Annotated in this window: 19 protein-coding genes and 1 other RNA gene; 4 read left to right on the forward strand and 16 right to left on the reverse strand. The window is 60.2% G+C overall.

Going from position 1 to position 20,412, the window contains the following annotated elements; genetic code table 11:
• The 15 genes from GNF76_RS12400 to rsmI form a co-directional block, all read right to left on the reverse strand.
• Nucleotides 1-870 carry a cell division protein FtsQ/DivIB gene (locus tag GNF76_RS12400; RefSeq protein ID WP_155583446.1) on the reverse strand — a complete coding sequence of 290 codons (870 nt, stop codon included), beginning with the start codon at nt 868-870 and terminating at the stop codon, nt 1-3.
• A 4-nt stretch (nt 871-874) separates the two neighbouring features.
• The gene (locus GNF76_RS12405) at nt 875-1,831 is read right to left on the reverse strand and encodes a D-alanine--D-alanine ligase (RefSeq protein WP_155583447.1); all 957 of its coding nucleotides are present in this window, start codon (nt 1,829-1,831) and stop codon (nt 875-877) included.
• Entirely contained in the window at nt 1,828-3,273 is a 1,446-nt protein-coding gene (gene murC / locus GNF76_RS12410) for a UDP-N-acetylmuramate--L-alanine ligase (RefSeq protein ID WP_155583448.1), read from the reverse strand. The genes GNF76_RS12405 and murC overlap by 4 nt, the downstream gene beginning before the upstream one ends.
• Entirely contained in the window at nt 3,266-4,336 is a 1,071-nt protein-coding gene (gene murG, locus GNF76_RS12415) for an undecaprenyldiphospho-muramoylpentapeptide beta-N-acetylglucosaminyltransferase (protein WP_155583449.1), read from the reverse strand. The genes murC and murG overlap by 8 nt, the downstream gene beginning before the upstream one ends.
• Nucleotides 4,326-5,549: a putative lipid II flippase FtsW gene (ftsW, locus tag GNF76_RS12420; protein WP_155583450.1), complete on the reverse strand. Its 1,224-nt coding sequence runs from the start codon at nt 5,547-5,549 to the stop codon at nt 4,326-4,328. Before ftsW ends, murG begins: the two co-directional genes overlap by 11 nt.
• Entirely contained in the window at nt 5,546-6,892 is a 1,347-nt protein-coding gene (murD, locus tag GNF76_RS12425; RefSeq protein ID WP_178123306.1) for a UDP-N-acetylmuramoyl-L-alanine--D-glutamate ligase, read from the reverse strand. Before murD ends, ftsW begins: the two co-directional genes overlap by 4 nt.
• Nucleotides 6,893-6,898: 6 nt before the next feature.
• Nucleotides 6,899-7,981, reverse strand: a complete 1,083-nt coding sequence (gene mraY, locus GNF76_RS12430) for a phospho-N-acetylmuramoyl-pentapeptide-transferase (protein WP_155583452.1) — start codon at nt 7,979-7,981, stop codon at nt 6,899-6,901.
• Entirely contained in the window at nt 7,981-9,351 is a 1,371-nt protein-coding gene (locus GNF76_RS12435) for a UDP-N-acetylmuramoyl-tripeptide--D-alanyl-D-alanine ligase (protein WP_155583453.1), read from the reverse strand. The genes mraY and GNF76_RS12435 overlap by 1 nt, the downstream gene beginning before the upstream one ends.
• Nucleotides 9,344-10,807: a UDP-N-acetylmuramoyl-L-alanyl-D-glutamate--2,6-diaminopimelate ligase gene (locus GNF76_RS12440; RefSeq protein WP_155583454.1), complete on the reverse strand. Its 1,464-nt coding sequence runs from the start codon at nt 10,805-10,807 to the stop codon at nt 9,344-9,346. Before GNF76_RS12440 ends, GNF76_RS12435 begins: the two co-directional genes overlap by 8 nt.
• Complete coding sequence (locus GNF76_RS12445; RefSeq protein ID WP_178123319.1) at nt 10,807-12,549, reverse strand: peptidoglycan D,D-transpeptidase FtsI family protein; 1,743 nt, start codon at nt 12,547-12,549, stop codon at nt 10,807-10,809. The genes GNF76_RS12440 and GNF76_RS12445 overlap by 1 nt, the downstream gene beginning before the upstream one ends.
• Complete coding sequence (gene ftsL, locus GNF76_RS12450) at nt 12,549-12,842, reverse strand: cell division protein FtsL (RefSeq protein WP_178123307.1); 294 nt, start codon at nt 12,840-12,842, stop codon at nt 12,549-12,551. Before ftsL ends, GNF76_RS12445 begins: the two co-directional genes overlap by 1 nt.
• Nucleotides 12,839-13,786, reverse strand: coding sequence for a 16S rRNA (cytosine(1402)-N(4))-methyltransferase RsmH (rsmH, locus tag GNF76_RS12455; protein WP_379652628.1), 948 nt, complete (start codon nt 13,784-13,786; stop codon nt 12,839-12,841). The genes ftsL and rsmH overlap by 4 nt, the downstream gene beginning before the upstream one ends.
• Nucleotides 13,783-14,238, reverse strand: a complete 456-nt coding sequence (mraZ, locus tag GNF76_RS12460; protein ID WP_003171868.1) for a division/cell wall cluster transcriptional repressor MraZ — start codon at nt 14,236-14,238, stop codon at nt 13,783-13,785. The genes rsmH and mraZ overlap by 4 nt, the downstream gene beginning before the upstream one ends.
• 354 nt (nt 14,239-14,592) lie before the next feature.
• Nucleotides 14,593-14,946: RNase P RNA component class A (rnpB, locus tag GNF76_RS12465), an RNA gene on the reverse strand.
• A 95-nt stretch (nt 14,947-15,041) separates the two neighbouring features.
• Nucleotides 15,042-15,947, reverse strand: coding sequence for a 16S rRNA (cytidine(1402)-2'-O)-methyltransferase (gene rsmI, locus GNF76_RS12470; RefSeq protein ID WP_178123308.1), 906 nt, complete (start codon nt 15,945-15,947; stop codon nt 15,042-15,044).
• A gap of 177 nt (nt 15,948-16,124) precedes the next feature.
• Here rsmI and GNF76_RS12475 point away from each other — a divergent pair, with 177 nt between their 5' ends.
• The 4 genes from GNF76_RS12475 (at nt 16,125) to GNF76_RS12490 (ending at nt 19,571) form a co-directional block, all read left to right on the forward strand.
• Complete coding sequence (locus tag GNF76_RS12475; RefSeq protein ID WP_155583457.1) at nt 16,125-17,936, forward strand: penicillin-binding protein activator; 1,812 nt, start codon at nt 16,125-16,127, stop codon at nt 17,934-17,936.
• Nucleotides 17,936-18,307, forward strand: a complete 372-nt coding sequence (locus GNF76_RS12480; protein ID WP_155583458.1) for a YraN family protein — start codon at nt 17,936-17,938, stop codon at nt 18,305-18,307. Before GNF76_RS12475 ends, GNF76_RS12480 begins: the two co-directional genes overlap by 1 nt.
• A gap of 92 nt (nt 18,308-18,399) precedes the next feature.
• A complete protein-coding gene (locus GNF76_RS12485; RefSeq protein WP_007904374.1) occupies nt 18,400-18,993 on the forward strand; it encodes a phosphoheptose isomerase in 594 nt (197 codons plus the stop codon).
• Nucleotides 18,990-19,571, forward strand: a complete 582-nt coding sequence (locus GNF76_RS12490; protein ID WP_155583459.1) for a BON domain-containing protein — start codon at nt 18,990-18,992, stop codon at nt 19,569-19,571. Before GNF76_RS12485 ends, GNF76_RS12490 begins: the two co-directional genes overlap by 4 nt.
• Nucleotides 19,572-19,638: 67 nt before the next feature.
• On the opposite strand, the gene GNF76_RS12495 is transcribed toward GNF76_RS12490, so the two are convergent.
• Entirely contained in the window at nt 19,639-20,406 is a 768-nt protein-coding gene (locus GNF76_RS12495; protein WP_155583460.1) for a YiaD family glycine zipper/OmpA-like lipoprotein, read from the reverse strand.
• Between the last annotated feature and the right edge of the window lie 6 nt (nt 20,407-20,412).

Here is a 20,412-nt window from a genome sequence, read left to right on the forward strand (position 1 = left end):
TTAATTCTTCGCGACAGCGGGCTGCGCTGCCGTGGGCGCCGCAGCGGCCCGCCAGCCGACGGCCAGGCCGTTGGCGTAACGCAGGTCGATGCTCGCAATGTTCGTAATCTGTTCTTTCAAGGTCTTTTCATAGATGGCGATAAAACGGCGCATCTTCTCCACCAAGTTGCCGCGTCCCAGCAACAACTCAATGCCCGGCCCAGAACTGCCGGCCCCGGTGGTCAAAAACCAGCTGCCCCGCTCGCGCAATTCCAGTCGCGCGATAGAGAAGCCCAGTGGCCGCAGCATCTGGCTCAAGGCCTGGTACTGCTGCATCACTTGCTGTTGCGCCCGTTGTGGTCCGAACAACTGCGGCAGGTGTTCGTAGTTCGCCACTTCGCGAGGCGCGAATGCCTGGCCCTGGTTGTTCAACAACGCGCCATCACCCCAGCGGGCTACGGGCAGCTGTTCTTCCAGGCGGATCGTCACCTGATCCGGCCAAACCCGGCGCACTTCGGCGTGGGCAATCCACGGCATCTGTTCCAGTTCGGAACGCATGCCGGCCAGGTCGATGGTGAAGAAGCTCGCCGCCAGGTACGGGCTGATTCGCTGTTGCACCGCTTGCTGGCTGATGTAGCTCAAATCACCCTGCACACTGATCTTGGTAATCGGGCGATCAGCGTAAGGCAGCAGACGCTGGGCACCTTCGTAGGTGCCAAAACCCAAGGCCACCAACAACACCGGCCAGAACAACGCTTTGAGAAAACCAAAATTGGCTTTCGGCAGGCGCGCCGACATCGGCTCTTTAGCCACCATTCGGCTGGCACCCCGTGGCACCGGCTTGCGGCCGGGTGGCGGGGTTTGCTGATGACGAAGCGATGCGCCTTGCATGGTCTTAACCTCGAGGCTCAATACTGGCTGCCAGAATGGCCAGCACCAACTGCTGGAAATCCAATCCGGCTGCGCGTGCAGCCATAGGTACCAGGCTGTGATCGGTCATCCCCGGTGCGGTGTTGACTTCAAGGAACCAGAAATTCCCTTGGTCATCCTGCATCACGTCTGCCCGCGCCCAACCGGCGATACCCAGCGCCTCACAGGCTTTCGCCGTGAGGTCCATCAATTCCTGTTCCTTGGCACTGTCGAGGCCGCACGGGATCCGATACTGGGTATCAGAAGCCAGGTACTTGGCGTCGTAGTCATAAAAGGTATGGGGCGTGCCCAAAGCGATAGGCGGTAATACCTGACCACGCAGGGTTGCGATGGTGTACTCGGGACCGGAAATCCACTGTTCCACCAACACTTGCGAATCGTAGGTACTGGCCGCTTTCCATGCGTCAATCAATTCGGCGGCCGAGTTCACTTTGGCCATGCCGATACTGGAGCCTTCATGGGCTGGTTTGACGATCAAAGGCAAGCCCAGTTCCTTGGCTGCAGAAATACAATCGTCTTCGCTGCACAGCACGGCATGACGCGGGGTCGGAATGCCCAGGCTGTGCCAGACCTGCTTGGTACGCAGCTTGTCCATCGCCAGCGCCGAGGCCAGGATGCCACTGCCGGTATAAGGAATGCCCAGGCACTCCAGCAGGCCCTGCATGCTGCCGTCTTCACCGCCACGGCCGTGAAGAATGACGAAGGCACGATCGATTTTTTCGGCCTGCAAGCGCGACAGGAAGTCATCGCCCACGTCGATGCCGAATGCATTCACGCCACCGCTGAGCAGCGCATCCAGCACGGCATTGCCGGACTTTAGCGACACTTCACGCTCGGCACTCTTGCCGCCGAACAGCACCGCAACGCGACCGAAATCGGCAGGCTTGATCGTGGAAAACAGGGAGCCGTAGTCAGTGGTCATTTCGACTTCCCCTGTGGTGCGGCAAACAACGGGCTTGCCAGCAGTTTTGGGGCAAGGCCACCGATATCGCCGGCGCCCTGGCACAGCAGGATGTCACCGGCGCGCAGCAATGGCTTGACCACGGGCGCGAGGTCGACACCACGCTCGATGTAGATCGGGTCCAATTGACCGCGCTGACGGATGCTGTTGCACAGCTTGCGGCTGTCGGCGCCCGGGATCGGCTCCTCACCGGCCGGGTAGACTTCCATCAGCAGCAAGACGTTGGCATCGGCCAGTACATTGACGAAATCGTCGTACAGGTCGCGGGTGCGGCTGTAGCGGTGCGGCTGGTAAACCATCACCAGGCGGCGCTCCGGCCAGCCACCGCGTACGGCCTTGATCACGGCGGCGACTTCAGTCGGGTGATGACCGTAGTCATCCACCAGCATCACGTTGCCGCCGTCCACCGGCAGTTCGCCGTAGACCTGGAAGCGCCGGCCCACGCCGGCAAAGCCCGACAGGCCTTCAACGATGGCTTCATCACTGACGCCCTCATCGGTGGCAATGCAAATGGTCGCCAGGGAGTTGAGCACGTTGTGGTTGCCCGGCATGTTCACCGAGACGTCCAGCGGTTCACGGTCAGGGCGCAGCACGGTGAAGAAGGTCTGCATGCCTTGCTGGCGAACATTGATGGCGCGCACGTCGGCGTCTTCGCTGAAGCCGTAGGTCACGGTCGGACGCTTGACCAGTGGCAGGATCTCACGCACCACCGGATCGTCCAGGCACACCACCGCCAGACCGTAGAACGGCAGGTTGTGGAGGAATTCGACGAAGGTTTTCTTCAACTTATTGAAGTCACCGTCGTAGGTCGCCATGTGATCGGCGTCGATGTTGGTGACCACGGCCACCAGCGGCTGCAGGTGCAGGAAGCTGGCGTCGCTTTCATCGGCTTCGGCGATCAGGTAGCGGCTGGTGCCCAACTGTGCATTGGTGCCTGCTGCATTCAGCCGGCCACCGATCACGAACGTCGGGTCCAGGCCGCCGGCGGCGAACACCGAGGCGATCAGGCTGGTGGTGGTGGTCTTGCCGTGGGTACCGGCGACGGCAATGCCATGGCGGTAGCGCATCAGCTCGGCCAGCATCTCGGCGCGAGGTACCACAGGAATACGGCGCTCAAGGGCAGTGGCCACTTCCGGGTTGGACGTGTTCACGGCGCTGGAAACTACCAGCACATCGGCCTGAGCGGCGTTCTCGGCACGGTGACCGATAAAGATCTGCGCACCGAAAGACTCCAGGCGCTCGGTGACCGGCGACATTTTCAGGTCGGAGCCAGACACCTGGTAACCCAGGTTCAGCAGCACTTCGGCAATCCCGCACATCCCCACACCGCCGATCCCGACAAAGTGGATGCGACGGATGCGGCGCATTTCCGGTTGCGGCATGGCTTTCTGATTCTCAACCATGGGCCACCTCCAGGCAGATATCGACCACGGTGCGGGTGGCGTCAGGTTTGGCCAGGCGGCTTGCGGTGCTCGCCATGCTGTTCAGTCGTTCCGGTTGCATCAAAACCTCAGTCAGGCGTGCGGCCAAATCGGCGGCGCCAGTCGTTCTTTGCGGCAGCAGGAAGGCAGCGCCCTCCCCGGCCAAATATTCGGCGTTGCGGGTCTGGTGATCGTCGATGGCGTGGGGCAAAGGCACCAGCAAGGACGGCAGACCGGCGGCGGCCAGTTCACTGACGGTCAACGCACCTGCGCGACAGACCACCAGGTCGGCCCAGCCATAGGCATGGGCCATGTCTTTGATGAAGGGCTGCACGTTGGCTTCAACCCCGGCGGCGCGATAGCGTTCGGCGGTCACTTCATCGTGGTTCTTACCGGCTTGATGGAACACCTCGGGACGCAGTTCCAGAGGAAGCTGCGACAGGGCTTCAGGCAGCAACTTGTTCAACGGTTCAGCACCGAGGCTTCCACCGAGGATCAGCAAGTGTGGCTTGCGACCGATCAGCGCCTGGCGCGCGATGGCCATGAACAGTTCGGTACGCACCGGGTTGCCGGTGGTACGGAGTTTGTCCGACGGGCCAAACGTGTTGGGGAACGCTTCGCACACCCGGGCAGCCAACGGTACCAGCAGGCGATTGGCGGTTCCGGCAACGGCATTCTGTTCGTGGACAATCACCGGCACGCCCGCGAGCCTGGCGGCGACACCACCGGGACCTGTCACATAACCACCAAAGCCCAACACACAGACCGGCTTCAGTTCACGAATGACTTTGCGCGCCTGCAACACAGCCTTGACCAGCACGAACGGCGCCTTGAGCAGAGACAACTTGCTCTTGCCCCGCAGGCCAGTGACGTTGATCAAATGCAGCGGCAAGCCGGCATTCGGTACCAATTCATTTTCAATACCGCGGGGCGTACCCAACCAATGCACCGTGTAGCCACGGGCCTGGAATTCACGGGCACAGGCCAGCGCCGGGAACACGTGGCCACCGGTGCCGCCCGCCATGATCAGCACGTTAGCGCCCATGGTTCGGCTCCTCGGCGAAGTCGCTTTCGCTGAACTCCATCTCTTCACTGCCCAGGTGGGTGCGACTCTCCCACTCGATACGCAGCAGCAACCCGAGACAGGCGCAGCAAATCACCAACGAACTGCCGCCGTAACTGAGGAACGGCAAAGTCAGGCCCTTGGTCGGCAACAGGCCGACGTTCACCCCGATGTTGATCAGGAACTGGCCGATCCACAGGAACGCCAAGCCATAAGCCACATAAGCGGCGAAGAACTGTTTGGCCTTCTCGGCCCACAAACCGATATACATGGCCCGCACGCAGACAAACACGAACAGTGCGACGGTGCACAGGGAGCCGACCACGCCCAGCTCTTCGGCGAGCACCGAGAACACGAAGTCCGTGTGGGCTTCCGGCAGGTAGAACTGCTTCTGCACGCTGTTGCCCAGGCCCACACCCAACCACTCACCACGACCGAAGGCGATCAAGGCCTGGGTCAACTGGTAGCCGGAACCGAACTGGTCGGACCAGGGGTCGGTAAAGGTGATCAGACGGGCCATCCGGTAGGGTTGCGCCTGGACCAGGATCGTCACGGCCGCCACTGCCAGCCCCACCATCAAGGCAAAGCGGAACAAGCCCACACCACCGAGGAATAGCATTGCCGCGGCGGCGCCCATCATCACAACGGTGGCACCGAAGTCCGGTTCCATGAGCAACAGGCCAGCCATCGGCAGCAGCACGATGAACGGCTTGAAGAAGCCCATCCAGCTTTCACGTACTTCTTTCTGCCGACGCACCAGGTAACCCGCGAGGTAGATCACCACAAACACCTTGGCGATTTCCGATGGCTGCACGTTGAATGCACCGAAGCCAATCCAGCGCATCGAACCGTTCACCTCACGGCCGATGCCCGGCAGGATCACCATGATCAGCAAGCCAAAGGCACCGATCAGCATCAGCCAACCCAGGCGCTGCCAGGTGGCGATCGGAATCATCATGGTGACGATGCACGCGCCCAAGCCGATTACCAGGTAAACCAGGTGACGGATCATCATGTACAGCGTGTTGCCCGACTGCACGGCGGCCACTTCCGAGGACGCCGAGGTAATCATCACCAGGCCCAGGCCCAGCAGCGCGAGGCAACCGGCGAGCATCGGGAAATCGAGGTCGATACCGCGCCCGGTAATGATCGGCGACGGGTAAGGCTTGATGATATTTTTGAAGTCGATACTCATGCCAAGGCCTCCACGGCGCGAGCGAACAGCTGGCCGCGCTCTTCGTAGTTCTTGAACATGTCGAAGCTGGCGCACGCTGGCGACAGCAGCACTGCATCACCTGGCTGGGCCACGGCCCGGCATTGAGCAATGGCTTCATCCAACGATTGCGCACGAACCTGTTGCACCGAGTCGCCCAGGGCATCGGCGATCAAACCGGAATCACGCCCCATCAGCACCACGGCACGGCAGTTGGCCGCGACTGGACCTTTAAGGTCCTTGAAGTCAGCACCCTTGCCGTCGCCACCGGCGATCAGCACTACCTTGCCTTCGATGTCGGCACCGAGACCTTCAATAGCAGCCAATGCGGCACCCACGTTAGTGGCCTTGGAGTCGTTGTAATAGCTGACGCCATCCAGGTCACGTACCCACTGGCAGCGGTGTTCAAGGCCGGCAAAAGTGCGCAGGCTCGAGAGCATCGCGTCGAACGGCAAGCCCGCAGCATGACCGAGGGCCAGTGCCGCCAGGGCATTGGACTGGTTATGGGCGCCACGGATTTTCAGTTCACGCACCGGCATCAGGTTCTGGAATTCGAAGGCCAGGTATTTCTCGCCGTTCTCTTCACGAATACCGAAGGCCTTGAAGTCTGGCTTGCTCAAGCCGAAGGTCCAGCACGGCAGGCCTTCGCCCATCAGCGGACGGCTCAGGGCATCCTGGCGATTGACCACCACTTGCCGCGCACCACGGAAGATCCGGTGCTTGGCCAGGTGATAAGCCGGCAGGCCGCTGTAGCGATCCATATGGTCTTCGCTGACATTCAATACGGTGGCCACTTCGGCGTTGAGTTGGTTGGTGGTTTCCAGCTGGAAGCTCGACAACTCCATCACGTACAGATCGACGTCGTCGCGAAGCAGATCCAACGCCGGGGTACCGAGGTTACCGCCCACCGCCACACGTTTGCCGGCAGCCGCCGCCATCTCGCCAACGAGCGTGGTGACGGTGCTTTTCGCGTTGGAGCCGCTGATAGCCACAATCGGCGCTTTCGCGTTACGCGCGAACAGATCGATATCACCGGAGAGTTTCACACCACGAGCAGCCGCGGCTTGCAGGGCCGGTGTTGCCAACGCCAGGCCGGGACTCACGTAGAGCTCATCGGCACGGCAGAGGAAGTCGACATCCAGCTCGCCACAACGCACTTCCACATGCGGGTAGTCACGGCGCAGCGTGACCAGCTCCGGTGGATTTTCCCGCGTATCAGCCACAGCGAACGACGTGCCCCGGTTCGCCAGGAAGCGAACCAGGGACATGCCGCTCTTGCCGAGGCCGACAACGATGCGGAAGTGGTCAGAAGCGATCAAGGACACTCGTTTCTACCTCAGTTTCAGGGTGGCAAGGCCGACCAGGACCAGAATCACGGTGATGATCCAGAAACGGACAATCACGCGCGGCTCGGGCCAGCCCTTGAGTTCAAAGTGGTGGTGAATCGGCGCCATGCGAAACACACGGCGACCGGTCAACTTGAAGGAGGCCACTTGGATGACCACCGACAGGGTCTCCATCACGAACACACCGCCCATGATGAACAGGACGATTTCCTGACGGACGATTACCGCGATGGTGCCCAGAGCCGCGCCGAGCGCCAGTGCGCCGACGTCGCCCATGAAAACTTGTGCTGGATACGTGTTGAACCACAGGAAGCCGAGGCCGGCACCGATCAGCGCGCCGCAGAACACGATCAGCTCACCTGCGCCCGGTACGTATGGGATCAACAGGTATTCCGCGAACTTCACGTTACCCGACAGGTAGCAGAAGATGCCCAGTGCACCGCCTACCATCACCGTTGGCATGATCGCCAGGCCGTCGAGGCCATCGGTCAGGTTGACCGCGTTGCTGGAGCCGACGATCACGAAGTAGGTCAGCACCACAAAGCCAACGCCCAACGGGATGCTGGCATCCTTGAGCATTGGCAGGATCAGGGTGGTTTCCACCGCACTTGGCGCAGTCATATAAAGGAAGATCGCTGCGCCGAGGCCGAACACCGATTGCCAGAAATACTTCCAGCGGCTTGGCAGCCCCTTGGAGTTCTTCTCGATCACTTTGCGGTAATCGTCGACCCAGCCGATGGCACCGAACAGCAGAGTCACCAGCAGCACGGTCCAGACATAGCGGTTATGCAGGTCCGCCCAGAGCAAGGTGCTGATGCCGATGGACGACAGGATCAGCGCACCGCCCATGGTCGGGGTGCCGGACTTGGACAGGTGCGACTGCGGGCCGTCATTACGCACAGACTGGCCAATCTGCAGGTTTTGCAGAGTACGGATCATCCATGGCCCCAGAAACAGCGACAACGACAGCGCGGTCAGCACACCCAGAATCCCGCGCAGGGTCAGGTACTGAAAGACCGCGAAGCCTTTGTAGAACTGTTGCAGATACTCAGCCAGCAGCAGCAGCATTAATGTTTCTCCGTACTTGAGCCACACAAGGCCGCGACGACGTTTTCCATCACCGCGCTGCGCGATCCCTTGATCAAAATAGTGGTGTGTTTGTCTTGTTCAGCCGCGCCCAGCGCCTGGATCAGCTCGGCCTGGCTGGCGAAGTGCTGCGCGCCGGGGCCGAACGCTTTCACCGCGTGGACCATGTTCGAGCCCACGGCGTAAAGCGCATCGACCTTGCCGACGGCATAGCTACCGACTTCACGGTGAGCTTGTTCGGCCCAGTCACCCAGTTCGGCGATATCGCCCAGCACCAGCACCTTGCGACCGGTAAAACCGGTCAGCAGGTCGACGGCGGCACAGATCGAGGACTGGTTGGCGTTGTAGGTGTCGTCGATGACGCGCATGCCATTGGTCGCCAACTGCGCCACGGTGCGGCCCTTGACCGGTTGCACCGCGCCCAGGCCGGTGGCGATGCCGAACAGCGACACACCCAGAACATGAGCGGCGGCAGCGGCAGCCAGCGCATTGGCGACGTTATGGTTACCCAGCAAATTCAGTTGAACGCGCTCGTCACCTTGTGGGGTGTGCAGGGTGAACGCCGGGCAGCCACGGGCGTCGACGGCAATAGCCGAGGCGTGGAAATCAGCTGCCGCGTTATGTACCGAGAAGCTCAAGACCTTGCGACCGGCGGCGCGTACACGCCAGGTTTCGAAGGCCTTGTCGTCGAGGTTCAGCACCGCCGTACCGGAAGCGTCGAGGCCTTCGAGGATTTCACCCTTGGCTTCGACGATTTTTTCCGGGCCGCCGAACTCACCAACGTGGGCGGTGCCAGCGTTGGTGATCACGGTAACGTGGGGTTTGGTCATGGCCACGGTGTAGGCAATTTCACCGATACGCGACGCACCCAGTTCGATCACGGCAGCCGTGTGTTCAAGCGCCAGCTCCAGCAGGGTCAGCGGGACGCCGAAATCGTTGTTCAGGTTGCCACGGGTAGCCAGCACCGGCCCGCGCGTGCGCAAGATACCGGCAAGCAGTTCCTTGACCGTGGTTTTGCCGCTGGAACCGGTCACCGCAGCAACAGGCTTGCTGTAGGCAGCACGGTTCAGGGCACCCAACTGGCCGAGGGCCAGACGGGTATCGGCCACCAGCAATTGCGGCAATGCCGAATCCGCGACTTCGCGCTGGACCAAGGCACCGACCGCGCCTTTGGCGGCGACATCATTGAGATAGTCATGACCGTCGAAGCGCGGACCGGCCAGCGCGACGAACAATTGCCCTGGCTTGATGGCCCGGCTGTCGATGCTGACGCCGTTGAAGCTGCAATCGCTCGACAACAGGCGTGCCGACAAAGCTTCGGTCAGTTCGCTGAATTTCAGGGCCTTAAGCATGGGCCACCTCCCACGCGGTCAAGGCGTGATCAGCCTCGACCAGATCGGAGAAGTCATGGCGCTCGCCGTTGATTTCCTGATAGTCCTCGTGACCTTTACCAGCCAATACCACCACGTCGTCAGCACTGGCGCTGGCGATCAGTTGAGCAATGGCGGCGCCACGACCGGCAACAAAGGTCACCTTCGAAGCGTCGACAAAACCTGCGCGGATGTCATCGAAAATCTGGCTCGGCGCTTCGCTACGAGGGTTATCGTCAGTCACGAGCACGCCGTCCGCCAAGCGCTCGACAATTTCTGCCATCAGGGGGCGTTTGCCGCGGTCGCGGTCACCGCCACAGCCGAACAGGCACAGCAACTTGCCTTTGGCGTGAGGACGCAGGGCCAGCAGGACTTTTTCCAGGGCATCCGGAGTGTGGGCGTAATCAACCACCACCAACGGCTGTGTGCCACCACCGAGGCGCTGCATCCGCCCGGCCGGGCCTTCAAGCTTTGGCAGGACCCGGAGGATTTCGTCCAGGGCGTAATCCAGACCGAGCAACGCGCCGATGGCGGCGAGAACGTTGCTCAGGTTGAAGCGACCGAGCAAGGTGCTGCGCAAGTGGTGTTCGCCCTGAGGCGTAACCAGCGTGGCGCGCACGCCTTCATCATCAAACTGGGCGTTACGGCAATACAAGTACGCGCTGGCGTCTTCCAGGCTGTAGCTGATCAGTCGCGCTTCGCTTTCCTGGGCAGCCAATTGCCGACCGAATTCGTCATCCAGGTTCACCACCCGGCAGCTCAGGTCATTCCAGGCAAACAGCTTGGCCTTGGCGGCAGCGTAGGCCTCCATGGTGCCGTGGTAATCCAGGTGATCGCGAGACAGGTTGGTCATCACCGCCACGTCGAATGCCAGGGCGGTCACGCGACCTTGATCAAGACCGTGGGAGGAAACCTCCATGGCAACCGCCTTGGCACCGGCCTTTTTCAGGTCGGCCAGGGTTGCCTGCACGGCGATCGGGTTGGGCGTGGTGTGCAGGCCGCTTTGCAGCGCGCCGTAGAAACCAGTGCCCAGGGTACCGACGATGCCGCAGTGCTGGCCCAGCAGGTCAAGGGCCTGCGCGACCAATTGGGTCACGCTGGTCTTGCCGTTGGTACCGGTAACGCCAATCAGGTTCAGGGTACGGCTCGGGTCACCATAAAAGCGCCCGGCGATATCCGACAGCTGCGCCGCCAAGCCCTTGACCGGAATCAACGGTACATCGGTGATCGGCAGTACGGTGGCGCCTTCGACTTCATAGGCGACGGCTGCCGCCCCACGTTGCAGAGCGTCAGCGATATGGGCACGACCATCGAACTTGCCGCCCGGCACCGCCAGGAACAGGTCACCGGCACGCACATTGCGGCTGTCCAGGGTCAACTCGCGAATCAGCAGATCGCGGCCAGCGTGGGCAAAAATCTTGTTCAGGCTAAGAGACATCAGCCGCGCCCTCCATTGGCTTTTACAGCAGCGGCCGGCGGTCCGGCGTTCGCTTGTTGGGTAGGCGGCAGATTGTCCGGCGTGATGTTCATCAGGCGCAAGGTCCCCGACATCACTTTACTGAACACCGGCGCCGAAACCAGACCACCGAAGTAGCCAGCCTTGCTCGGCTCGTCAATGACCACGACGATGGCGTAGCGCGGATCACTCATGGGGCCGAAGCCGGCGAACAATGAACGGTAGGAGTTCTCGGCGTAGCCTTTAGTACCCACGGCGGTTTTACGTGCAGTACCAGACTTGCCTGCCACGTGATACGCCGGCACCTGGGCACGGAATACACCACGTGGCGCTTCAATCACTTGTTGCAACATGCCCTGCATGGTCTTGGCGACGTTTTCCGGAATGACTTGGGTGGCCTTCGGCGGTTCGTCAACATGAATCAGACTCAGCGGAACCATCTTGCCGTTGTTGGCCAGCACCGAAAATGCATGGACCAACTGGATCGCGGTCACCGACAGGCCGTAGCCGTAGGACAGGGTCGCCGTCTCGGCTTTTTTCCAATCGCGGTAGTTCGGCAGATTGCCAACACGCTCGCCCGGGAAGTCCAGGCCGGTGGGTTGGCCCAGGCCGATTTTCTGTGCCAGGCGGTAAATGGTTTCGCCGCCAATATCGAAGGCGACCTTACTCATGCCGACGTTACTGGAGTTGATCAGGATGCCGGTCAAATCCAGCACCGGGCCTTCGCTGCGGGATACGTCACGAATGGTGTACTTGCCCAACTGCAGAGTGCCCGGGTAGACCTCGACCTTGTCGCTGGGCTTCCAGCGCCCCGTTTCCAGGGCTGCACTCATGGAGACAGCTTTCATGGTCGAGCCCGGCTCGAACACGTCGATCATGGCGCGGTTGCGCATCATCGCCGGCTGCAAGTTGCGGCGGTTGTTGGGGTTGTAGGTTGGCTGGTTGACCATGGCAAGAATCTCACCGGTCTTCACGTCCATGATCACCAGGCTGCCGGCTTTAGCGCCGTTCTCGATGATCGCGTTGCGCAGCTCGCGGTTGGCCAGGTATTGCAGGCGCAGGTCAATCGACAACGCCAAGGGCTTGCCGGCCTTGGCGTTTTTGGTGACCTGGACATCCTTGATCAATCTGCCGCGCCGATCCTTGATGACCTGCCGTTTGCCTGGGACACCGGCCAGCCACTCGTCGTAGGCCAGTTCCACACCTTCGCGACCGTGATCGTCGATGTCGGTGAACCCCACCATATGAGCAGTGGTTTCGCCTGCAGGATAGAAACGCCGAAACTCCTCGATGCCGTAGACACCGGGGACTTTAAGGTCGAGCACGATCTGGCCTTGCTCGGGGGTCAGGCCGCGAACCAGATAGATGAATTCTTTATTGGCCTGGGCTTCCAGACGTTCACTCAGGGCTTTGGGATCCTGGCCCAAGGCGGCAGCAAGCTCCGGCCATTTGTCCTTGGCGGTCTGCAATTCCTTGGCGTTGGCCCACAGGGTGGTCACCGGCGTACTGACGGCCAGGGGCTCGCCGTTGCGGTCGGTGATCAGGCCGCGGTGCGCAGGAATCGGAATATGACGCAGGCTGCGGGCATCGCCCTGGCCGATCAGGAAGTCACGGTCGACCACTTGCAGGTCAATAATCCGCCAGGCAATCGCGCCAACCATCAGTGCCAACAAGCCCAGCACCACACGGAAACGCCATGGGTAGAGTGCCCCTTCGAGTTTCATCATGGCGCCACCATGCGGACTTCGGCCGCGCCCGGAATGTGCATTTTAAGCTGTTCAGTGGCCAGGATTTCGATACGGCTGTGGGCTGTCCAGGTGCTTTGCTCCAGGATCAACCGGCCCCACTCTGCCTGCGCCTTGTCACGCACACTCAGCTCCCCGTACAGGGTATTGAGCAACTGGCGGTTCCAGTGGGCGCTATAGGACACCCCAATCGCGGACACCAGAACGCCGATAAACAGCAGCATCATGAAGAAGCTACCGCCCGGAAGGGGCTTGGCGAAGAGCTTACTCACCGCAACTTCTCCGCAACACGCATGACAGCACTACGGGCACGCGGGTTGGCCTTGAGCTCTGCCTCGGAGGCGAACTGCGCTTTGCCATGGATTTTGATTTTTGGCACAAAGGCTTCGAAACGTACCGGCAGGTTGCGCGGCAAATTGTCGGACTCACCCTTGACCAGACGACGCATGAACAATTTGACGATACGGTCTTCCAGGGAGTGGAAGCTGATCACTACCAGGCGACCGCCCACTTCCAACGCTTCCAGGGCGGCTTCGAGGCCAGCCTCCAGATCGCCCAATTCGTTGTTGACGTGAATACGCAGGCCCTGGAATGCGCGGGTAGCTGGGTTCTTGCCCTTTTCCCACGCCGGGTTGGCGACTTTCAGCACTTCAGCCAGGTCGGATGTACGTTCGAACGGCTGGATTTCCCGGCGTTCGACCACGGCACGCGCCATGCGGCCAGCGAAACGCTCTTCGCCGTATTCCTTGAATACACGGGTAATTTCTTCATGGGGAGCGGTGGCGATGAACTGCGCGGCACTGATGCCGCGGCTCGGGTCCATGCGCATATCGAGTGGGCCATCGTTCATGAAACTGAAGCCACGCTCCGGATCGTCCAGCTGTGGCGAAGACACGCCCAGGTCCAGCAAGACCCCGGCCACCTTGCCTGCCATACCGCGCTCGGCGACTTCAGCACCCAGCTCGGCAAAGCTGCGCTGCACAACGACAAAGCGGCCGTCTTCGGCCGCCAGCGCTTGCCCGGTGGCAATCGCTTGAGGGTCTTTGTCGAACCCGAGGAGTTTACCGTCGGAACCGAGTTGGCTGAGGATCAACCGGCTGTGCCCACCGCGCCCGAACGTGCCATCCAAATAGCAGCCATCAGGGCGTACGGCGAGAGCCTCGACGGCTTCGTCAAGCAGTACGGTGATGTGGTTAAAGCCGCTATCAATAGTCACAGGATCAAATCACGCAGTTCATCAGGCATGGCGCCCGGTTGTTGAATAGCAGCCAGGTCCGCTGCAGAAACAGCATCCCAGGCATCTTCGTCCCACAATTGGAACTTGTTCAGTTGGCCTACCAGCATCGCGCGCTTATCCAACTTGGCGTATTCGCGCAGACGCGGCGGAACCAGGAAACGACCACTGCCATCGAGCTCGAGGTCGACGGCATTACCAATCAGCAAACGCTGCAAACGACGGTTTTCTTCACGCAACGAAGGCAAGGCTCGCAACTTGGTTTCAATCAGTTCCCATTCATCGAGCGGGTAAACACATAAACAAGGATCAACGGCGTCAATCGTGATGATTAACTGCCCGGAACTTCGCGAAATCAGCTCGTCACGATACCGGCTCGGCATGGCGAGACGGCCTTTTGCATCGAGACTGATAGCGTTAGCTCCGCGAAACACAGGTGCGTTTCTCCAAATTTTAGCGTTTTACGTTCAAAAAACCCACTTTATGCCACTTTCCGCCACTTGCGCACACTATAGGAATGCGCCCACCACACCGTCAAGGCGCGGATTAAAGGAAAAGCCTTACAGAACGGAGATTTAGGAAGGTAAACAGAGGAGAAACGACAGTTTTGCGATATTTTTGACTCAATAACTACAGCCAGCTCAAAGAGCTAGGGCTGAAAGTTAAAGTAATTTATTAAGAGTAAGATTTTTTTGGTATTACGAAGACACATCTGCCAATGATTCGGCAGGGAGGGATTCTTGCGTTACTACCTGGTTTCTGCTCGAGATTCGGACAGAAGGAAAAAGGTGGAGAGTCGATCTATAAGCCGGGTTCTGTCTTGAACAGTCATTCGTCTACGATGGCCATCACTGGACATCTTTAGCAACCTACCCGGTTCCAGCGCGGGCCACGCCTTGGAACCCTATTTGGTCTTGCTCCAAGTGGGGTTTACCTAGCCACGAACTGTTGCCAGTCGTGCGGTGCGCTCTTACCGCACCTTTTCACCCTTACCGGCACCGAAGTGCTTAGGCGGTTATTTTCTGTGGCACTTTCCGTAGGCTCACGCCCCCCAGGCATTACCTGGCACTTCGCCCTATGGAGCCCGGACTTTCCTCCCCCCTCTAATTTTCATAGAGGGCAGCGACTGTCCAATCGACTCTCCGCCGCGAAGATTAACGGCACGTGGCTTTCAGGACAAGCTTTAAAAGCCAACAATGCCATCATGTTCCGACGTGACGCAGGTTAAAGCGCGGAACTATTCACTCTTTTGTTTATCCAGTGCGGCCTGATACAACACATTCTTACGCACACCGGTAATTTCCGCCGCCAAGGCAGCCGCCCGCTTGAGGGGCATTTCCTTGAGCAGCAAATCGAGGACGCGCATGGCTTCGCTGCCCACGGCATCCTCACTCTCCGGTGCCGACCAGCCCGCCACCAACACTACGCACTCGCCGCGCTGCTGATTGCTGTCACCTTCGACGAAGGCCCGTAGCTCTTCCAGCGGCAGGCCCTTGAGGGTTTCGAAGGTTTTAGTCAGCTCGCGCGCCAGCAACGCCAGGCGCTCACCACCAAATACCAGCTCCATATCTTGCAAACACTCCAGGATACGGTGCGGCGCCTCGTAGAAAATCAGCGTGCGCGGCTCTTCTTTCAATAACTCAAGGCGCGCACGGCGCCCGACAGCCTTGGCCGGCAGAAAGCCTTCGAAGATAAAGCGGTCTGACGGCAAGCCGGCAGCGGATAACGCTGCAATCAGCGCGCACGCCCCCGGAACAGGCACTACATTGATACCAGCGGCCCGCGCCTGACGGACCAAATGATAGCCAGGATCGGAAATCAGTGGCGTGCCGGCGTCGGAGATCAGTGCCACATCGTCGCCAGCGAGTAACCGCGTAATAAAGCGGCTACCCTCCTCACGCTCGTTGTGCTCGTGACAAGCCGCCAATGGCGTGGTGATGCCAAAGTGCTGCAATAAACGCAGGGAGTGCCGAGTGTCTTCAGCCGCGATCAATTTAGCCTCACGCAACACCTTCAACGCCCTCGCGCTGATATCGTCCAGGTTGCCAATGGGCGTCGCCACGACAAAAAGCGAGCCTGCAGTGGAATTCAAAGGACCTGGAGCAGTCAAAGCGCACACCTCGGTGATTGGCAAAAGCCGCATTGTAGCGTGTAGACGCCTCGAAGACAGGACATTGGGGCTGAGACCTTTTTCAGTCATCTATCAGGTATTGCAACATTTGCACGACCTAAATAGACGGTTTTACGCCAGCAACATCGCGCCCCGGCCAGTGCTTGGGTACAATTCCACGCTAATTTGATCGGTATCAGGAACACTTACATGATCGCTTGCCTGCGGCTGCTCTCCGCCCTCTGCCTCGCTGCCCTTTTGGCGGCTTGTGCCAGCTCGCCCTCGTCCAGCCTTGGCGACCTCCCACGGACTCCAGATGCCAGTATCGAGCAACTGCTCGAACAGGCCACCACGGCTAAAACGCCGGAAAAAGCTGCCTTGCTGCGCCTGAGCGCAGCAGACCTGGCTTACCATCAGAAAAATCCAGGACGTTCGGCGCAAATCCTTGCGCAAGTCCCGCTGGACACCCTCAAGCCAGCGGCACAGGTTTTCGCCAGCACCCTGGCGGCCGAACTGGCGATGACCCGCAACCAGCCCAAGGCAGCCTTGGCGGCGCTGAATCATCCAAGCCTGCAAAGCCTGAAGGAGCTGCCGCCCGAACAGCAGGTCCGTACCGGCACCGTGCATGCCCGTGCCTATGAGGCCGACGGCCAGACCCTGGCCGCTGCTCGCGAACGCGTCGCCATGGCCCCACTGCTCAGCGGCGACGCCTATAACAGCAACCATGAAGCCATCTGGGCGTTGATTGCTGCACTGCCTGCCGAACAGCTGCAAGCTACCGGCAACCCGGCGCTCGACGGCTGGATCACCTTGGCCCTGGCGGTCAAGAGCGCAGGTACCTTGGAACAACAGCAAGCTGCCATCGACACCTGGCGCGCGCAAAACCCTGGTCACCCTGCCGCCTCGCAACTGCCAGTGCCCCTGACCAAGCTCAAGGAGCTGGCCAGCCAGCCTTTGAACAAGATCGCACTGCTGCTGCCCCAGGAAGGCCCGTTGGCCAACGTCGCCAAAGCCTTGCGTGAAGGCTTCATGGCTGCTCACTACCAGGCTGAACAAGCCGGGCAGAAACCGCCAGTGGTCGAGTTTTATGACAGCTCGCGCCTGACCTCTATTGACGACTTCTACGCCAAGGCTCAAGCCGCCGGTGTGCAACTGGTGGTCGGTCCCCTGGAGAAGCCGCTGGTCAAGCAACTCAGCGCTCGCCCACAATTGCCAATCACCACCCTGGCCCTGAACTACAGCGAGACCGATCAGAGCCCGGCCCAACTGTTCCAGTTCGGCCTCGCGGCCGAGGACGAGGCGCGGGAGGTGTCGCGCCGTGCGCGCGCCGACGGCCTGCACCGCGCAGCTGCCATGGTGCCGAAAGGCGAATGGGGCGAGCGTGTATTCAAGGCCTTCCGCCAGGATTGGGAAGCCAATGGCGGCACCGTGGTCGGCGTTGAATACGTTGACCAGCCGGTAGCCCTGGCCCAACAGATCGCCGATCTATTCCATCTACGCCAGAGCGAAGGTCGCGCCAAGAGCCTGCAAAGCACCGTGGGAACGGATGTCGCCGCGCAGCCTTCGCGTCGCCAGGACATTGAGTTCATCTTCCTCGCTGTACCGCCGCAACTGGCTCAGCAGATCAAGCCGACGCTGAACTTCCAATACGCCGGTGATGTACCGGTGTATGCGACGTCCCATGTGTTCAGCGCCAGTGGCGACAAGAACCAGTACCTGGACATGAACAACATTCTGTTCTGCGAAACACCATGGCTGCTCAACACCACTGATCCACTGCGCAACCAGGTTGCTGCACAGTGGCCACAAGCCAATGGCAGCCTGGGTCGCCTGTACGCGATGGGCGTTGATGCCTACCGCCTGGCGCCGCGCCTGGGGCAACTCAAGGCCCTGCCGGACACGCGTATCGACGGACTCTCCGGCAGCCTGGGCATCAGCCCAAGCCAACGGGTCGACCGCCAGTTGCCATGGGCCCAGTTTGTCAGTGGCCAGGTCCAGCGCCTGCCTGATACCCCGCGCTGATGCCCCAGCGGTCAAGCGCACAAAGCGGCAAGGATGCCGAACTTCAAGCACTCCAGCACTTGCAACAACAAGGTCTGCGCCTCTTGGCGCAGAACTGGTTATGTAAACGCGGCGAGCTTGATCTGGTCATGCTTGACGGCGATACAGTAGTATTTGTCGAAGTCCGCTACAGAAAACACGCACAATGGGGTGGCGCGCTCGCCAGTATCGACGGGCGCAAGCGTCAAAAGCTGATACTCGCCGCGCAGTTTTTCCTGCAAAGCGATCGTCGCTGGGCCGATTCCCCCTGCCGTTTCGATGTCGTTGCCATGGAAAGCACACCGTCTGGAACAGTTGATCTGAATTGGCTGAAAGATGCCTTTGACAGCTGATTCGCCAGACATCTTCACCGCACACTTTTGCTCTTTGCTTTGCGGGCTGCACATTCCTGTGCCAAACAGCCGCGCTACTTAAGGTCACACAGATGGACATGCAATCCCGAATTCGCCAGCTTTTCCAGGCCAGCATTGATACCAAGCAACAGGCGATGGACGTACTTGCACCGCACATCGAGCAAGCCAGCCAAGTCATGGTCAACGCCCTGCTCAACGAAGGCAAAATGCTTTCGTGCGGCAACGGCGGTTCGGCCGGTGACGCCCAGCACTTCTCCTCCGAGCTGCTCAACCGCTTCGAGCGTGAGCGCCCGAGCCTGCCGGCCATCGCCCTGACCACCGATTCGTCAACGATCACTTCGATCGCCAACGACTACAGCTACAACGAAATCTTCTCCAAACAGATTCGCGCCCTTGGTCAACCGGGTGACGTACTGCTGGCGATTTCCACCAGCGGCAACTCGGCGAACATTATTCAAGCGATCCAGGCCGCACATGATCGGGAAATGATTGTCGTAGCATTGACCGGACGCGATGGCGGCGGCATGGCCTCGCTGCTCTTGCCCGAAGATGTGGAGATTCGCGTCCCGGCCAATGTCACCGCACGTATTCAGGAAGTCCACCTGCTGGCGATCCACTGCCTGTGCGATCTGATCGACAGCCAACTGTTCGGGAGTGAAGAATGACCGTTAACCGCCTCAGCCTATTGGCCCTCACGCTGTGCCTCGGCATCAGCGGCTGCAGCTCGGTGATCGAAGCGAGCCGCGACACGCCTATCCAGGACGATAAAGGCACCCGTACTTTCGGCAGCAAAATCGATGACTCGCTGATCGAAACCAAGGTTTCCGTCAACGTTTCCAAGGCCGCTCCGGACCTGGGCAATGGTGCCTCGCGCATCGTGGTCGTCAGCTTTAACGGTGTTGTGCTGCTCGCCGGGCAAACTCCGCGCGCCGACCTGAAGGCCCAGGCTGAACAGGCCGCCTCGACCGTTCAACGGGTCAAGAAAGTCCACAACGAATTGCAGGTAATGGACCCCATCACACTGCTGGCAATCAGCAACGATGCCTTGCTGACCACCAAGATCAAGACGCAGATGCTGACCGACAGCGCTGTTCCCAGCTCACGGATCAAGGTCGTCACCGATAACGGTATCGTCTATATGATGGGCCTGCTGACCCAGGCGGAAGCTACCCGCGCGGCCAACCTGGTACAGGGTGTGTCCGGGGTGCAGAAGATCGTGAAAGTGTTCGAATACATCGACTGATGTAGCCGGCCATAACGAAAAAGGGCGCCATGCAATGCATGGCGCCCTTTTTCGTTATGGCGTGTGTTTACTGGTACTGCTGGTACGGGTTGCCTTGGAACTCGTTGTTCTGCTGAGGCGCTTGTTGCTGCCCTTGCTGCTGATACTGCTGGCCAGGGATCGGGCCGAGATTGACCTCTACGCGACGGTTCTGGGCACGACCATTGACGTCAGCGTTGCTGGCAATCGGGTTATCCGGACCGGCGCCGCGGGCACTCAGGTTGGTCGGGCTGACGCCCTGGGAAGTCAGGTAAGTGGCAACGCTCTGCGCACGACGCTGGGACAGGTCCATGTTGTGCTGGCGACTGCCGGTGCTGTCGGTATAACCGACGATCTGGATGGTGTTCTGGTTGAACTGCTTGAGGGAGCCCGCCAGGTTGTTCAGTGGCGTGTAGAAGCTGCTGGCGATCGCGGCAGAATCCGTGGCGAAGGTGATATTGCCCGGCATGATCAACTTGATCGTATCGCCCTGACGCTGTACCTCGACGCCGGTGTTGGCCATCTTGGCCCGCAACTCGGCTTCCTGCTTGTCAGCGTAGTAGCCGTAGCCTGCCGCACCAATACCGGCGACAGCAGCGCCAATCAATGCGCCCTTACCACGGTTGTTATGGTCAATGGCCGCACCGGCCAAGGCCCCCGCCAGCGCGCCGAGGCCGCCGTATTTGGCAGTTTTGCTCATGCCTTGCGAGCCGCCATCTGCCTGCCCTTGGCTACCATCATAAGGATTGGGCGAGGCACAGCCGGACAACAAGGCAACAGCCGTAGCAACAACAAGCAAACGACGCGAAGTGAACATGAAGGA

It is taken from the genome of Pseudomonas spelaei, assembly GCF_009724245.1.
Classification (GTDB): domain Bacteria; phylum Pseudomonadota; class Gammaproteobacteria; order Pseudomonadales; family Pseudomonadaceae; genus Aquipseudomonas; species Aquipseudomonas spelaei.

Excerpts from the sequence above, each read along its gene's own strand:
- murC (WP_155583448.1), bottom strand. The coding sequence starts at position 3,273 with ATGGTTGAGAATCAGAAAGCCATGCCGCAACCGGAAATGCGCCGCATC.
- GNF76_RS12405 (WP_155583447.1), bottom strand. The coding sequence starts at position 1,831 with ATGACCACTGACTACGGCTCCCTGTTTTCCACGATCAAGCCTGCCGAT.
- GNF76_RS12400 (WP_155583446.1), bottom strand. The coding sequence starts at position 870 with ATGCAAGGCGCATCGCTTCGTCATCAGCAAACCCCGCCACCCGGCCGC.
- GNF76_RS12475 (WP_155583457.1), top strand. The coding sequence starts at position 16,125 with ATGATCGCTTGCCTGCGGCTGCTCTCCGCCCTCTGCCTCGCTGCCCTT.
- GNF76_RS12435 (WP_155583453.1), bottom strand. The coding sequence starts at position 9,351 with ATGCTTAAGGCCCTGAAATTCAGCGAACTGACCGAAGCTTTGTCGGCA.
- GNF76_RS12445 (WP_178123319.1), bottom strand. The coding sequence starts at position 12,549 with ATGAAACTCGAAGGGGCACTCTACCCATGGCGTTTCCGTGTGGTGCTG.
- ftsW (WP_155583450.1), bottom strand. The coding sequence starts at position 5,549 with ATGAGTATCGACTTCAAAAATATCATCAAGCCTTACCCGTCGCCGATC.
- GNF76_RS12480 (WP_155583458.1), top strand. The coding sequence starts at position 17,936 with ATGCCCCAGCGGTCAAGCGCACAAAGCGGCAAGGATGCCGAACTTCAA.
- murG (WP_155583449.1), bottom strand. The coding sequence starts at position 4,336 with ATGGGCGCTAACGTGCTGATCATGGCGGGCGGCACCGGTGGCCACGTG.
- GNF76_RS12490 (WP_155583459.1), top strand. The coding sequence starts at position 18,990 with ATGACCGTTAACCGCCTCAGCCTATTGGCCCTCACGCTGTGCCTCGGC.
- mraY (WP_155583452.1), bottom strand. The coding sequence starts at position 7,981 with ATGCTGCTGCTGCTGGCTGAGTATCTGCAACAGTTCTACAAAGGCTTC.
- rsmI (WP_178123308.1), bottom strand. The coding sequence starts at position 15,947 with ATGCGGCTTTTGCCAATCACCGAGGTGTGCGCTTTGACTGCTCCAGGT.
- GNF76_RS12485 (WP_007904374.1), top strand. The coding sequence starts at position 18,400 with ATGGACATGCAATCCCGAATTCGCCAGCTTTTCCAGGCCAGCATTGAT.
- GNF76_RS12440 (WP_155583454.1), bottom strand. The coding sequence starts at position 10,807 with ATGTCTCTTAGCCTGAACAAGATTTTTGCCCACGCTGGCCGCGATCTG.
- GNF76_RS12495 (WP_155583460.1), bottom strand. The coding sequence starts at position 20,406 with ATGTTCACTTCGCGTCGTTTGCTTGTTGTTGCTACGGCTGTTGCCTTG.